This is a genomic window from Chryseobacterium sp. WX (assembly GCF_029542485.1).
Classification (GTDB): domain Bacteria; phylum Bacteroidota; class Bacteroidia; order Flavobacteriales; family Weeksellaceae; genus Chryseobacterium; species Chryseobacterium cucumeris.
In genome coordinates this window covers 3,109,803-3,125,266 of the sequence record NZ_CP120710.1, presented here as the reverse complement: position 1 = coordinate 3,125,266, position 15,464 = coordinate 3,109,803, and the positions used below count along the sequence as shown (strand labels likewise).

Here is a 15,464-nt window from a genome sequence, read left to right as displayed (position 1 = left end):
AATATTTAAAAGAGTTGTCTTGCATAAAAAATAATCAATGTGGCAGGCTCTTTTCTGAAGAATCTGCCTTTTTTTATGTTAAAATGAAATTATGAATTCAAAAGAATTATTAAAGATTGCCAATGAGTTTGGCACACCAGTGTACGTTTATGATGCGGAGTCCATCAAAATTCAATATGAAAAACTTACCTCTTCATTTTTAAAACATACGAAGTTCTTCTACGCAGCGAAGGCTTTAACGAATATCAATATTCTTAAATATGTCAAGAACCTGGGTGCATCTTTGGATTGTGTATCTATTAACGAGGTTAAACTAGGGTTGAAGGCAGGATTTTCGAAAGAAAAGATATTGTTTACTCCCAATTGTGTTGACCTGGCCGAAATAGAAGAAGCAATGACTTTTGGAGTTCATATTAACATTGATAACATTTCTATTCTTGAGCAATTCGGGAATAAATACGGGAACACTTATCCTATTTTAGTAAGAATCAACCCACATATTTTTGCTGGGGGTAATTATAAAATCTCAACGGGGCATATCGATAGTAAATTCGGGATTTCCATTCACCAGGTTCGTCACATTGAAAGAGTGATGAAAAGTACCAACCTGAATGTTGAAGGACTTCACATGCATACGGGAAGCGAAATTAAAGATCCGGACGTATTTCTTCAGGCATTGGAGATTATGCTGGAGCTTTCTGAGCATTTCCCGAATCTGAAATATCTGGATATGGGAAGTGGTTTCAAGATCCCTTATCAGGACAGTGAAGAAGAAACTGATGTGAGAACATTAGGTAAAAAAGTAGAGAAAGTAATTTCTGAATTTTCAAAATCTACAGGAAAAAAATTCGAATTATGGTTTGAGCCTGGGAAATTCTTAGTTGGGAAAAGCGGATATTTATTGGTGAAAGCTAATGTAATTAAACAGACAACGGCAACTGTTTTTGTTGGAGTGAACTCCGGATTTAATCATTTGATCCGTCCGATGTTCTACGATTCTTATCACATGATTGAGAACCTTTCTAACCCAAAAGGAGCAGAGAGAATTTATACTGTTGTAGGAAATATTTGCGAAACCGATACTTTTGCATGGGACAGAAAACTGAATGAAGTAAGAGAAGGAGATATCCTTGCTTTCCACAATGCAGGAGCGTATGGTTTTGAAATGAGTTCAAACTTCAACTCAAGATTAAAACCGGCTGAAGTATTGTTCTTAGACGGAAAAGCTCATTTGATCCGTAAAAGAGATGAGTTTGAAGATCTGTTGAGAAATCAGATTGAAATAGTGATGTAAAATCCACATATAATATAAACAGCCGCCTTTTAGGTGGCTGTTTTGTTTTACAGCGGAATATTAAACCTCACGGGTTTTGAAAACCCGTGAGGTTTGAATAGAAAAAAATCAAAATTAAATTACAAGTTTTTAACATTGCGCTAGGGATAGAGTCTCAACTTTATTCGTTAAATTTGATAGAGATAGGAAGATTTTCTTCTTCTCAAATACTATTTTCATCTAAAAACAATCATCAAAACAGAGTAATTATGGCAAAAAACATCGCAGAGCAGATTGTTGAAATGCTCGAAAATGCCAATGTGAAAAGAATTTATGCTGTAACAGGCGACAGTCTTAATCATCTGAATATTGCAGTCAAAAAAAGCAGTATCCAATGGATTCATGTAAGACATGAAGAAGTAGGAGCTTATGCTGCCGCTGCAGAGGCGGAGCTTGATGGGTTAGCTGTATGTGCCGGAAGCTGTGGTCCCGGACACGTTCATCTGATCAATGGAGTTTATGAAGCTCATCGCTCTCATGTTCCAATGCTGGTCATTGCTTCCACCATTCCCAGTGATGAAATGGGCATGGATTACTTTCAGGAAACCAATACGATAAAACTGTTTGACGACTGTAGTTACTATAATCAAATGATTACCCGGCCAGAGCAGGTACAGAGAACTGTACAGACTGCTATCCAACATGCAATTTCCAAAAAAGGAGTTGCGGTGATAGGTCTTCCCGGAGATGTTTCTGAATTAGATGCCGAAGAAGGCTCTACTTCCACTCAAATCTTTAAAACAAATCCTGTCATAAGACCTTCGGATGACGAGTTGAAAAGCTTGTCAACACTTATAAATAATAGTAAAAAAGTAACAATCTATTGCGGAATAGGCGCTGCTGAAGCCCGTGATGAAGTGATTGCTTTGTCCAATCTGTTAAAAGCGCCCGTAGGATATTCATTTAGGGGGAAAATGGCTATTCAGCCCAATAATCCAAATGAAGTGGGACTTACAGGTCTGTTAGGATTTCCTTCAGCCTATCACGCCATGCATGAAGCTGATCTCGTCATTCTTCTGGGGACGGATTTTCCTTATCAGAAATTCATGCCTGTAAAAAATAAAATCGTCCAGATTGATGAAAGTCCTGAAAGATTGGGAAGAAGAGCAAAACTCGAGCTAGGACTTGCCGGGGATGTCAAAGAAACCATCAAAGCATTATTGCCGTTACTTGACGAAAAAACTGATTTTCATTTCCTGAACGAGCAGCTGGCATTTTATGATAAAGTGAAAGAAAGCCAGTTGGAGTATGTGAAAGATTCTGGAAAAGAGAATGCTATTCAGCCGGAATATGTGGCCCATACTTTAGACAAACTTGCTAAGCATGATGCTATTTTTACGGTAGACACCGGAATGTGCTGTGTATGGGGAGCAAGATTTATTACAGGAACAGGCGAAAGGAAAATGCTGGGTTCATTCAATCATGGATCAATGGCTAACGCAATGCCAATGGCTATCGGAGCAGCTTTAGCGCATCCTGAGAAACAGGTAATTGCTCTATGTGGAGACGGTGGACTATCCATGCTTTTAGGGGATATGGCTACTATTTTTCAGTATAAACTCCCTGTGAAACTAATTGTTTTCAATAACAGAACGTTGGGAATGGTAAAACTGGAAATGGAAGTTGGCGGGATGCCAGATAATGAAACCGATATGATTAACCCGGATTTTGCCATGTTAGCACATGCGATGGGCTATCCGGGAAAAAATGTTCATCTTCCCGAAGAAGTAGAAAGTGCCATCAAAGAATGTCTGGATCACAACGGACCTTATCTTCTGAATATTTTCACCAATCCTAATGCACTGGCCCTTCCTCCTAAGATTGAATTTGATCAGATTATGGGAATGACAAAGTCTATGGCCCAGCTGATGCTTGGAGGCAAAATGGATGAGGTTTTTGAAACCGTAAAAAGTAATTATAAACACATTAAAGGGTTACTGTAAGATTAAAAAATAATGAATTCAAAACTTGTATTGAATTCGCAATATTTAAATTCTGAAACTTCATGCTTTGCGTGAAGTTTTTATTGTTTATAAATAAGCTAAATATTTACCTTTGTTTATTATTTAGTATACAAAATTATGAGAACGATATTTTTATTTTTAGCCTTATGTGTAATGAATTTTTCATTGGCGCAGGATCAGGAAGACCGTGATGATTCTTTTATCAGGGAAAGCAATAAAAATGTTCTGAAAATAGATATCAAAGAACCTTTTATGCAGGTAGCTGTAAAATGTAATGATTTTAAACCTGCTGCTTTCGAAGGAGGTGTCGTGGCCTATAAAGAAATCCTCAACAAATATATGTATGCATACCTGAATTCTGATTTCTATGCTTTGACTGGAGATTTTACCTTTACCCTAGTGCTTGATGCTAAAGGAAAAGTAGTGGATGTGAAAGGAATGCCCAAAGTACAAAACAGTGAAGTTTTTTTTGACGATATGCAATATGTAGTAAGAAGAATCAAGAAAAACTGGACTCCGGCCTCTTGTGGCGGGCAGCCTGTAGCTTCACAGATCAAGGTTAAAATGAACTTCTCTTCAATGTCTGTGGATATTGATTAGATGCAAAGGTTTTCTTTTCAAAATTTAAACACAGGGAGATATTTAGTGAAGAGATCAATTAAGATCCGAAAAAAGAAATAAAATGAAACATGACCATGATTAAAAAAATTTTGTTGTTTATTACTTTCTTTGCAACAAAATTAATTTTTGCTCAAAATGAAGTTTTGGATAAATATCCTTATGGCCAAGATTTTTACGTTGGAGGTGTAAATCAATTAACTAAGGAGATGGTAATGGTTGTTAAAGAGAAAAAGTTGTTGCCTTGCGAAAAAAGCGAAGAACGGTATAATGTACAGATTCTTGTGCATGAAAACTCAACCATCAATTATGTTAAAGATTTTGATACTTTAGAAATTCAAAAAAATAAATGCGCATTTGATTTCAGCCGTAAAATTATTCCCCATCTCAAAAAATGGATGCCGGCAAAAGTAAACGGAAAGTTTATCGGAGCCATTGCCAAAATTGAAATAAATCCTTTTTATTTAGTTAATTCCAAAGATGATCCAAGCAAAAACGAAAAGAAAGGCCCAACTTTTAAAAAAGGAATAAAAGCTTTTGGATTTGAGGTTAAGTCTATTTTTGAAAGATTCGTAAAGAAAAACGAGGACAAAAGAGCTTTGTTGACATTTGTTGTGAATGAGAATGGCGAAATGGAGGATTTCAAGATTGAAGGTGATTTTTTTGACTATGAAAAGAAAGATATCATCAATAGTCTGTCTAGAATAAAAGGAAAATGGAATCCTGCTACATTTAATAATATTTCAATTAGAGCTAAAATTACTCAACCAATTTTTCAACAATTTGATCTACAGAGAGAGTTGGAAGATCAGGATAAAATAATGGATCAAAATTTCCATGATAACAGATACAGATAATCTCCTGACATTCTGTCACAATATTTTGTATCTTTGCAAACTTATTCGTTCGTAATTTTAAATTACGGACCTTAAATTGATTATCGTGCAGGAAAAATATATAGACGAAACAAAACAGGGCGAAGCTTTTGCTATTGCAGAAAAACCGGAGAACTCTAAAAAACTGTTTTTAGAAAGCTATGGTTGTCAGATGAACTTCTCTGACTCTGAGATTGTTGCATCCATTCTTAATGAACAGGGCTATAATACAACGATGAAAGTTGAAGAAGCAGACCTGATTCTTTTAAATACATGTTCCATCCGTGAAAAAGCAGAACAGACTGTAAGAATGCGTCTTTCTCAGTTTAAAAATCTGAAAAAAGAAAGACCGAATATGACGGTTGGTGTACTGGGATGTATGGCAGAAAGATTGAAAACCAAGTTCTTGGAAGAGGAGCAATTGGTTGACCTTGTTGTAGGTCCGGATGCGTACAGAGACTTACCGAACCTTTTAAAAGAAACTGATGATGGAAGAGATGCGATTAACGTAATTCTTTCAAAAGAAGAAACTTATGCAGATATCAATCCTGTTCGTTTAGGTGGAAACGGTGTTACCGCATTTGTTACCATTACCAGAGGTTGTGATAATATGTGTACATTCTGTGTGGTTCCTTTTACCAGAGGAAGAGAAAGAAGCCGTGATCCGCACTCTATTATTGAAGAATGTAAAGATCTTGCCAATAACGGATATAAAGAAATCACCCTTTTAGGCCAAAACGTAGACTCTTACCTTTGGTATGGAGGCGGTCCTAAAAAAGACTTTGCCAAAGCTTCTGAAATGCAGAAAGCAACAGCCGTTAATTTTGCTCAGCTTCTTGATTTAGTGGCTAAAGCCGTTCCGGAGCTGAGAATCAGATTCTCTACTTCAAATCCTCAGGATATGAGTCTGGATGTATTCAGAATGATGGCAAAGCATCACAACATCTGTAAATATGTACATCTTCCTGTACAAAGCGGAAGCAATAATATGCTGGAAGCGATGAACAGACAACATACCCGTGAAGAATATCTTGATCTGATCAGAAAAGCAAAAGAAATTGTTCCGGAAGTCGCATTCTCTCAGGATATGATCGTTGGATTCTGTAATGAAACAGAAGAGGATCACCAGGATACTTTAAGTCTTATGAGAGAAGTAGAATATGACTACGGTTATATGTTTGCCTACTCAGAAAGACCGGGAACACCGGCGCACAAGAAAATGGAAGATAATATTCCGGCTGATGTAAAACAAAGACGTCTTGCTGAGGTTATTGCCCTTCAGGGTGAGCTTTCAAAACAAAGAATGAAATCTTATGTAGGAAGAGAGCACCAGATCCTTATCGAAGGAATTTCCAAGAAGAACAAAAATCAGTGGAAAGGAAGAAACTCTCAGAATGCGGTATGTGTCTTCGATAAACTGGAAGGACAGAAAATAGGTGACATTGTGAACGTTTTTGTGTATGATAATACGCAAGGCACGCTTTTAGGGAGGACAGTAGAATAAAATTAAGTTACCATCACTGAAAAACTTAAAAAAAGAAAATATATATTCTTAAAAAAAGATCAACGGGTATATTACCGTAAGATTTTTAGTAAATTGTGAAGGAAAGACAGTACTGTTCAGATTATGGTATATGAGCCCAGGTCTGAAAGAGATAGAAGGTTTAAAAGTAGTTTACTATCATTATTCAACCTATAAAATTAAAAATGGAAAAGTTTCAGAGGTATTACCTTAGCTTTTTGTTACTTATCGTTTACACCAATACTATTGCACAGGTCAACTGTAATGCAGTAGAGGGTGAGAACTGTAAAAAGGCGTGTGAGTTATACAACTGGGCTTCAGATTTACAAGGTCTAGCAGAATCTCAGGAAGCTTTCGATAAAGCCATTGAATTGTGTCCCGATTTTTCCTATGCTTATATGGAAAAAGCAGTTCCATATATTAAAAACGGGGACTTCATAACCTGGAAGATTCTAATAGATAAAGCAGTTGCTTTAGACCCTAAAATGCACCTTGGTTACAGAGGCTGGACAAAGTTTCAGTTTTTGAGAGACTATAAAGGGGCAATTCAGGATTTAGAAGGGTTAAAAAAATATGAGCCAGGAGATTTAGGAAGATCTCAGAACGGGGACTATAACCTGGACGTAGTAAGAGCTTTGTCCTACAGTGCTTTAGGACAGAAAGAAAAAGCAGCAGGGATTATAGAAAAGCTTCTGGCTACCAGAGGTTATGTGAAGGGAATGTTTGATCATTATCAGCTGGGAGTTACCTATTTCGAGCTGGGAAGATACGACAGAGCCCTGGAAAATTTTGAAAAACAAAGCAAAGAGTACGACTTTGCTGAGAATATATACTTTAAAAGTAAAGTTTCTAAGATCAGAAACAAAGATTATTTGGATTTAAAAATGTTAGCCTTACAAACGTATGATGAAGGGAAGACCATGAAAGATGTCTACACTCATCACTTTAACAAAGTCTACAGACAACAGATTGAAGAGCTGTAGAAGATTAACATTCAGTCAATAATCAAAAATTTACTTATGAGCAACGAGCTACAAAACATAAAAAACCGTTTCGGAATTATCGGAAACTTTCCTGCACTTAACCGTGCCCTCGAAAAATCTATCCAGGTTGCACCTACAGATATCTCTGTACTTGTGATTGGAGAAAGTGGGGTAGGGAAAGAATTTATTCCGAAAATCATTCATTCAGAATCCAGAAGAAAACATCAGCCTTATATCGTTGTAAACTGTGGAGCCATTCCGGAAGGAACCATAGATTCAGAATTATTCGGACACGAAAAAGGAGCTTTTACAGGAGCTACAGCTACAAGAAAAGGATATTTTGAAGTAGCAGACGGCGGAACCATCTTTTTGGATGAGGTAGGAGAACTTCCTCTACAAACTCAGGTTCGTCTTTTAAGAGTGCTGGAAAGTGGTGAATTTATGAAAGTAGGTTCTTCACAAGTGCAGAAAACCAATGTGAGAATTGTCGCAGCTACCAACGTTAATATGATGAAAGCTATCCATGATGGAAGATTCCGTGAGGATTTGTATTATCGTTTGAATACTGTTCAGATTGATATGCCACCTTTGAGAGAAAGAAAAGGAGACATTCATTTGCTGTTCAGGAAATTTGCAATTGACTTTGCAGAAAAATACAGAATGCCGGAACTGGAGCTGGAGCAGAGTGCTGTTCATTATATAGAAAGTTATTCTTTCCCGGGAAATGTCCGCCAGCTAAGAAATTTAGTAGAGCAGATGACCGTTGTGGAAAGGAACAGAAATATCACTGCTGAGAAGCTTGCCGAGTATATTCCTATGGAAACCCATCTTCCAATGGTGGTCAATACGCAAAGCACTCCAAAACAAAATGATTTCGGAAGTGAAAGAGAGATCATGTATAAAATTCTGTTCGATATGAGGAATGATATTAATGATTTAAAATCCTTAACTTCGGAACTGATCAAGAACAGAGGAACAGCAGATCTGAGCAACCATGAGAAAAACCTGATCAACAGGATTTATACCCCTGAAAGTCAGCCGCAGGTGAATTCCGGATCTTTGTTATATTTTGATAATAATAACGATACTCCGGCAGTTCAGACTCCAACAATTATTTCTAGTCCTGATGATAGTTATGAAGATATTGAAGATATCGAAATTGAGGAAAACAGACCAGAATCTCTTTCTCTTCAGAACAATGAAAAAGATTTGATTATCAAGGCCTTGGAGAAGCATAAAGGACGTAGGAACAGAGCTGCAGATGAGTTGGGAATCTCCCAAAGAACTTTATACAGAAAAATAAAACAATATAACCTGGAAGATTAGCAAAACATAAATAATGAAAGTCAATTTAACACCCAAGCCGATCAATTTTAAACTCGGAGAATATATAAACAAAGGTTTCGAACTTTTAAAGAAAGATTTCGGGAATATTTTTATAGCATTTTTAGTATGCTTTATCATGTCTATTATTCCATTCTGTGGATTATTAGCAATGGGTAATTTATACAAATACCTTCAAAGGCTGAACAGAAACCAGCCGGCAAGTCCCGGAGATATTTTTGATTTCAAAGATTTCATGCCTTATTTTATGTTGCAGTTAATTGTTTTTGGTGGTGTTTTATTGCTTTATATCCCGTTATTTGCTGTGCTGGGTATATCAGGAGCAATTTCCGGAAGGGATGAGCCCAATCCGATGGTAGGACTTTTTATGTTTCCTTATATATTTTTAATAATAGCAGCTATATATTACTTTGTTCTAAAAGGCTTTTATATTATTCCGTTAATCAGTCTTAAAGGAATCAAAGAAGTAAAAGAAGCCTGGAATATTTCCAAAATTATGAGCAAGGGAAATCTATTGTCAATTTTTCTTTTCTCATTGGTAGTGAGTATTTTGTCCCAGATTGGTATTGTTGCTTGCGGGATAGGAATTTTTCTTACCTTACCATTCTTATACACAGCAAATTATTTTGCTTATGAAGATGCTATTCAACAAATTGAGTATGATGAAATTATTGAAATCGGATCTAAAAATGAACTTTAAAATTAACAATATCAGCTTGAAACAATCACTGTTAACGGGAGTGCTTTTTGCATTGCTTGGAGTTTTAAATTCATGCTACAGCTTTACAGGATCGTCTCTTACAGATGAGAAAACAGTTCAGATTAATGAATTTCCCAATAATGCTCCTCTTGTAAACCCTGCATTATCACAACAGTTTTCTACAGCGATTCAAAACAGATTCCTTCAGAGAACCACTTTGAAAGGAACAAAAGAAAATCCGGATATCCTGATTGAAGGAGAAATTACAGACTATTCCATTACCCCTACCACCATCAGCTCCAATACCCAGACCAACCCTTCTGGAGGAGTGATTCAGCAGGCACAGAATAAACTTACGATTACAGTAAAGGTACATTATGAAAATAAAATTCATCCGGATGCAAGTTTTGACAGAACATATTCTGATGAAGCCGCTTTCAACAGTGATGTATCCCTAAGTCAGATCGAAGACCAGCAGGTAAAGCTGGTAACAGATAGAATTATTAATAAAATATTTAACGACATTGTAGCGAATTGGTAAGATGAATCCGAGAGTTTTAGAATTAATAAAAAATCCGAAAAATATTCAGTTAGAAGACCTTGGTCTTTTGAAAGAAGAGATTCACACTTTTCCTTATATTCAGAATATCAGGGCGCTTCATCTGTATGGAGTGCATCTGTATGAAAAAGAAAACTATCAGAAGGAACTTTCTGTAACGGCTGCATATACTACTGATAAAAAGATTTTATATCAGCTGATCAACGGAAAGATCAGACAGGAGGTGAAACCCGAAATTGTGGAAGAAAAGAAACCTTCTAAAACAATTGAAAAACCTGCCCAATTTACTCCAAAGATCCAATCCTTCCCCATCAGAAGAGAAGAAGAAGTTTCTTTGGAAAAACCTTTGGAAGAGGAGAAAAGTACTTGTGTCTTACCAACCGCACAGGAAGTTAAACACATTTATGTAAACGGTGAACGAAACAGAATTTTATTTGAAGGAGAAGAAAACTTCCTGGATGAGCAAAATTCTGAAACCATAGATATTGAATCTACCCTTGAATCTGGAACTCTGGTAACCCAGAAGACTGAGTCTACAGTTGAAGAACCGGTTCAGGAGAAAGTAGAATCCGGACAAGTTGAAACTAAGGAGAATGATGGAGAGGCGCTTACGGCAGAAACTATCATTCGCGAAGATCAGATTTCTTCAGAAAAAGAGGAAGACAATATTGAAGAAGAAGGAAATACCAGTTTTCATGAAGTAGCACCTTTATTATCAGAAATAAATAGTGAGGCAGCAGCAGAAGAAGAGCCTGTAAAAGAGGAATCCGGCCATAAAACTGAATTGGTTTCTGAGGAAGAATCTGCTTACCAGGAAAAAATACAAGCTGAAGCAGAAGCCGGAGAAGACTTTACACCGGAAACCATCATCGACGAAGATCCGATTTCTGGTGTAAAAGAAGAAAATGGTAATGAAGGATTGCATTCAGTGGAAATATCTGATGCGGAAGTAAGTTTCCATGGAACAGATTCATTTATGCCAGACGTTAAAATCCAGGCTAACAGCGAAGAATTAATGGAGACTGTTGAAATTTCCCAACCGAATATCAATAAACATGAGGAGGAAATGAGACGCCTGATTGAAGAGGTTGAGAAAAAAATGAAGGAAACTAAACTTGCTCAGCAAGAGGAAGAAATAGAGCCTGAAACAGTTGAGGATCATGAAATTAGCTTCGCTGATACTCAAAACTTTCATTTCTGGTCAACCAGTGACAATAAGCCTGAAGAAATAAAAGAAGAACCTGTACAGGAAGGAGTTATTGAAAATCAATTACCTGTAGAAGAGACTAATTCTGAGTTGGCTGAAGAAAAGATAGAAGAAACTCCTGAAGTACACTCTGCATGGAAACCGATGAGTGTGGAGTCCAATATGCCAGATTCTTTAATCAGTAAATCTGAACAAGCATCAGCTCCCGAAATACAATCTCTGGTAGTGGAAGCAGCTTCTGTTACTGATTCTGAGGGTATTACTGAAGAGACACAATCTACAGAAGCTGTTAAGGAAGAAGTTTTGCCAGTAGTGGAGACTTCAGAAACTGAAGATGATAATGCTGCCCCAAGTGAATCAACTGAAGAAGAAAAAACGGTAACAGAAACTTTAAAAGAAGATGTTCCCGTAATGAATGTTTCATTCTTCGGAACCGATATTTCTACCCTTAAGGTTGAAGAAAAGAAAGAAGAACCTGTAGTAGAAAAAGTACAGGAGGTTACTATGAAAAATACTACTCCATCATCAATAGACAGCAATGTTCCAGGTTTTATCAATACGTGGCAGAGCTGGCTTAAGATTGGCAGAACAGAAGAAATTGTAAAGGAAAAGTCAGAAATTAAAGAAAAGGCTATTGAAACCTTTATTGAAAACAATCCTAGAATCAGTCAGTTAAAAGAAGAAAGTACCTATGTTGTAAAAGAAAAGAATGACGATATCTCACATTTGATGACAGAGACATTGGCGAATCTTTATTTTGAACAGAAACTCTATACAAAGGCCATAAAAGCATTTGAAATATTGATCAAAAAGAGTCCTGAGAAGAAAGACTATTTTGAATCCAAGATTAAAGATATTAAAGACTTCAGAAGTAAAAATTAAAATGAAAAAGGTACTGTTCTCATCAGTACCTTTTTCATTTTATAACTTCTGAGAATTGCTTTTAGTGCTTTTAAATTTTTTCCAGGCCTTCCGCCCAAATACAATAACAACAATTAATGTGATTAGAGCAAATATGGCCGCTATTACCGGAGCTGCCATTGCGAGAACAGACATGATACCTGCACCAGCTGTCTCTGTTGTTCCTACCATAGAGTTTCCTAAACCTCCGGTAGTCGCAGTAGAAGCAGCCCTTATTCCTGCAAATCCAGAGCTGATGGTAGCTGCTGTACCTCCACCGGCAATTAATGCCAAAGCCCATTGTGGGAAAGTTCCAAGATCAGCAAACTGACTCGCAAATAATATGGAACCAGCTACTGTTGCCATGGGAATAGAAACAGTATCTAGTAAATGGTCAACAAAAGGGATGTAATAAGCCAGTATTTCAATGATAGTGGCTATTCCTGTTGTAATAAGCGTAGGAAGACCGGCAAGCCATTCAAAATGCTCATTCATGGGAATCCAGTTGAAATAGGAGGCAAGGCTTACAATAAACATAGGAAGAAATACCCGGAAGCCTGTAGCAGCTGCCAATCCAATCCCAATAAATGCACTGATGATATAAGAAAAATAGGGAACGTTATCTAACATATTAATTTTCAGATTTATTGTTTTCTCTAAAAATACAAAAACTATATGATATTTGGAGTATTGCTAATGTCTGAGTTTGGGGTCGAGTGATACGTGATACGAGTCTCGAGCTTTGCAATTCGTGGTTTATTGTAGCGTAAAAATATTTTATACATACTTATCTGAAAATTTGTGTGATCTGTGGGAAATAAAAAAATCTGCAAGAAAATGTCTCACAGATCTTTTTATTTTAAAGAAAAAATTATTTTTTCTGCGCTTCACAGAGTTTGATAAACTGTGCTTCCACATCCTGAAATTTAGGAGGCATCTCAGAAGAAACCCAAAACAGCATTGCCATAGTTTTTTCTCCAAAGGCTTGCCTGAAAAGATCTTTATTCAGACGATAGCATTCTCTCAGTAACCTTTTGATACGATTCCTGTGTACTGCTCTTTTAAAATATCTCTTAGAAACAGAAACTCCAAATCTTGCAGTTTCTACAGAAAGGTTGGGCTTATCCTTTAGAATAATAATTCTAAGGTTTCCGCTTGTTCTCCATTTACCTTTCTCAAAAAGCAAACTGATCTCTGTGTTTTTTTTGAGCTTTTCCGCTCTGGGATATTTGGAATTTGTCATTTACGAAATGTAAATATATTTTTTTATTTTTCTCCCGCATATTTCACAGATTAAGACATGAAAATCGTTTTAAAAATCTGTGAAATACATGAGAAAATATTTTAATCCTGATTTAATAAATGATTAATCACTTCTGAAGCGGTATACAACCCGAAAATGGCAGGCATATAACTTATTGTTCCGTAAAAAGATCTTTTATAATTGGTCCCGTCAGTCATTTTCAGACTTTCTTCATCCTGGATGTCATTGGCAAAAACACAACGGACTCCTTTGTCAATTTTTACTTTTTTCAGCCTTTTTCTTACCTGTCTTGCGAGGTGGCAGTGTTCAGTTTTGCTGATATCCCTTACCATTACCTTGCTTGGATCGGTTTTTCCACCGGCACCCATTGAACTTACAATTTTTATCCTTCTTCTTTTGGCAGCGATAATCAGACAAAGTTTTGGCGTTACACTGTCAATACAGTCTAAAACATAATCAAATTTTGCAGAATCCAGAACTTCATCCATTCTTTCAGGATTTAGAAACTCATTGATTTTGGTTAAATTAAGATCGGGATTAATATCTAAAAGTCTTTCAGCTACCACTTCTACTTTATGCTTTCCAATGGTAGAATGTAAAGCCGGCAGCTGTCTGTTGATATTGGTAATGTCTACGGTATCACCATCCACAATCGTCATATTGCCAACTCCGGCTCTTGCAAGAAATTCAGCTGCAAAAGAACCTACGCCGCCTAAACCAACAACCAAAACAGTAGCTTTGTTCAATTTTTCCAAGCCTTCTTCTTTTACCAGAAGCTCCGTTCTTTCCAACCAGTACTTATCCATTTTTTATTGAGTGTAAATTTTCTAAAATTTGTTCATTGAGCTGTTCCAAAGAAATACCTTTTATTTCCGAAACTTTATCATACAATTCTTCGATGCTAAAATCTTCATTGTCAGTTTCTAAAAAGAGTTTGTCTAATGGAGTGTTTTTCAAAATATCCTGCAAAGATAAATTATACAAAACAGCTTTTCCAAAACTCAGGTAAAAATTATTGGCAAGAAGGCCTTCGGCAATTTGATGTTTTTTATTAAAACCATGAATGATCATGGGCTGTTCGGCTTTCTTTTTAAAAGAAATGACCTCATAAAATTTTCTTACACAATGAATAATCATGGGTTTTTTGACTTCATTAGCGACCATGATCTGTCTTAAAAAAACGTCTTCCTGAATTTTCTGATCTATAGAAACTAAAGAATCTAAACCACATTCACCAATGGCAAAACAATTTTGAAACATCATACTTTTCATCCATGAAAATTGCTGTTCGAGATTGTTAACATCAATATCTTGGGGATGAATTCCAATAGAATAAGGGAAATCAGGCGGGATTTGTTCAATGTTCATATTGTAAATTCCGTTTCTTATATATTTCTTATGATGATGAAAATCAAAAAAATCCATATTCAAAAGTAAGTATTTTCAGAATTAATTTAAAATTATTAAACGATCGTTTATAAATGTGTTAAAAATTTCTTAACTTTACTCAAAGTACACTTCATGAAAAAAAAATTTACAGAAAAACAGATTCACATATTGGATATTGCAGAAGAGCTCATCGCCAAGAAAGGATATGAGGGAACTTCTGTAAGAGATATTTGTTCCAAAGCAAATATCAACGTCGCCATGATCTCTTATTACTTCGGTTCTAAAGAGAAAATGATGTCCTATCTCTATCAGTACAGAGTACTGAAAACAAGAGAGAATTTTTCAGAATTTGCAGATACGATCAAGGATGGTAAGCCTGAAATGCAATTACGGGAAATGATTAAATATATTGTTTCTCAGCTTTTCAAGTATAATTATTTTCATGGTTTCGTGACCCAGGAGCTTCGTCATACAGAGAATCTGAAAGATGAACTGCTGGATTTCTATCAGCTATTTGTGAAAAAACTGGATGAAGTCATTAAAAAAGGTGTCGCATCAGGAGTTTTTACTTTTACACCCAAACCTGAAGACATTCTTACCATGATCATCGGATCCACTTTATTTGTCATCAGGAATAAAAATTTCTATGAGCTCTATGTTCCGAGCAAAAATGAGGAAACCTATGCAAAAGAAGCAGAGAAAAAGGTGAGAATGAATCTTTTATTAAGTGTTTTTGCGATTTTGGGATACGCTGCAGACTAAAATTACGTTAAATATTCATAAAAAAAAATCTATTGGCAAAAAAG

General features: G+C 36.1%; 15 protein-coding genes. 11 read left to right on the top strand and 4 right to left on the bottom strand.

Annotated features, from left to right (window positions below):
• Positions 1 to 91: 91 nt before the first annotated feature.
• From lysA to PZ898_RS13990, 10 genes are all read left to right on the top strand, one after another.
• Positions 92 to 1,294 carry a diaminopimelate decarboxylase gene (gene lysA / locus PZ898_RS14035; protein WP_174525211.1) on the top strand — a complete coding sequence of 401 codons (1,203 nt, stop codon included), beginning with the start codon at positions 92 to 94 and terminating at the stop codon, positions 1,292 to 1,294.
• Between the two features lie 248 nt (positions 1,295 to 1,542).
• Positions 1,543 to 3,276 carry a thiamine pyrophosphate-dependent enzyme gene (locus tag PZ898_RS14030; protein ID WP_277693587.1) on the top strand — a complete coding sequence of 578 codons (1,734 nt, stop codon included), beginning with the start codon at positions 1,543 to 1,545 and terminating at the stop codon, positions 3,274 to 3,276.
• 138 nt (positions 3,277 to 3,414) lie between these two features.
• Positions 3,415 to 3,897, top strand: coding sequence for a hypothetical protein (locus PZ898_RS14025; protein WP_228432148.1), 483 nt, complete (start codon positions 3,415 to 3,417; stop codon positions 3,895 to 3,897).
• Positions 3,898 to 3,992: 95 nt separating this feature from the next.
• Entirely contained in the window at positions 3,993 to 4,772 is a 780-nt protein-coding gene (locus tag PZ898_RS14020; RefSeq protein WP_277693586.1) for a hypothetical protein, read from the top strand.
• 85 nt (positions 4,773 to 4,857) lie between these two features.
• A complete protein-coding gene (gene miaB, locus PZ898_RS14015) occupies positions 4,858 to 6,294 on the top strand; it encodes a tRNA (N6-isopentenyl adenosine(37)-C2)-methylthiotransferase MiaB (protein ID WP_216443681.1) in 1,437 nt (478 codons plus the stop codon).
• Between the two features lie 203 nt (positions 6,295 to 6,497).
• On the top strand, positions 6,498 to 7,295 hold the full coding sequence (locus PZ898_RS14010; RefSeq protein ID WP_277693585.1) for a tetratricopeptide repeat protein: 798 nt from the start codon (positions 6,498 to 6,500) through the stop codon (positions 7,293 to 7,295).
• Between the two features lie 36 nt (positions 7,296 to 7,331).
• Positions 7,332 to 8,621 (top strand): sigma-54 dependent transcriptional regulator, encoded by a 1,290-nt coding sequence (locus PZ898_RS14005; RefSeq protein ID WP_062676078.1) that lies wholly within the window; start codon positions 7,332 to 7,334, stop codon positions 8,619 to 8,621.
• Between the two features lie 13 nt (positions 8,622 to 8,634).
• A complete protein-coding gene (locus PZ898_RS14000) occupies positions 8,635 to 9,339 on the top strand; it encodes a hypothetical protein (RefSeq protein WP_062676077.1) in 705 nt (234 codons plus the stop codon).
• Positions 9,329 to 9,880: an LptE family protein gene (locus PZ898_RS13995; protein WP_062676125.1), complete on the top strand. Its 552-nt coding sequence runs from the start codon at positions 9,329 to 9,331 to the stop codon at positions 9,878 to 9,880. Before PZ898_RS14000 ends, PZ898_RS13995 begins: the two co-directional genes overlap by 11 nt.
• Position 9,881: 1 nt before the next feature.
• On the top strand, positions 9,882 to 11,987 hold the full coding sequence (locus PZ898_RS13990; RefSeq protein WP_277693584.1) for a hypothetical protein: 2,106 nt from the start codon (positions 9,882 to 9,884) through the stop codon (positions 11,985 to 11,987).
• A 39-nt stretch (positions 11,988 to 12,026) separates the two neighbouring features.
• Here the strand turns inward: PZ898_RS13990 and PZ898_RS13985 are convergent, their stop codons facing one another.
• The 4 genes from PZ898_RS13985 to PZ898_RS13970 form a co-directional block, all read right to left on the bottom strand.
• Positions 12,027 to 12,635, bottom strand: coding sequence for a DUF4126 domain-containing protein (locus tag PZ898_RS13985; RefSeq protein ID WP_123277606.1), 609 nt, complete (start codon positions 12,633 to 12,635; stop codon positions 12,027 to 12,029).
• A 241-nt stretch (positions 12,636 to 12,876) separates the two neighbouring features.
• Entirely contained in the window at positions 12,877 to 13,248 is a 372-nt protein-coding gene (rnpA, locus tag PZ898_RS13980) for a ribonuclease P protein component (RefSeq protein WP_062676074.1), read from the bottom strand.
• Between the two features lie 101 nt (positions 13,249 to 13,349).
• Positions 13,350 to 14,075 carry a tRNA threonylcarbamoyladenosine dehydratase gene (locus PZ898_RS13975; RefSeq protein ID WP_062676073.1) on the bottom strand — a complete coding sequence of 242 codons (726 nt, stop codon included), beginning with the start codon at positions 14,073 to 14,075 and terminating at the stop codon, positions 13,350 to 13,352.
• Complete coding sequence (locus PZ898_RS13970; protein WP_277693583.1) at positions 14,068 to 14,694, bottom strand: TatD family hydrolase; 627 nt, start codon at positions 14,692 to 14,694, stop codon at positions 14,068 to 14,070. Before PZ898_RS13970 ends, PZ898_RS13975 begins: the two co-directional genes overlap by 8 nt.
• Before the next feature lie 96 nt (positions 14,695 to 14,790).
• Between PZ898_RS13970 and PZ898_RS13965 the strand changes: the two genes are divergently transcribed.
• Entirely contained in the window at positions 14,791 to 15,420 is a 630-nt protein-coding gene (locus PZ898_RS13965) for a TetR family transcriptional regulator (protein WP_047428771.1), read from the top strand.
• Positions 15,421 to 15,464: the final 44 nt, after the last annotated feature.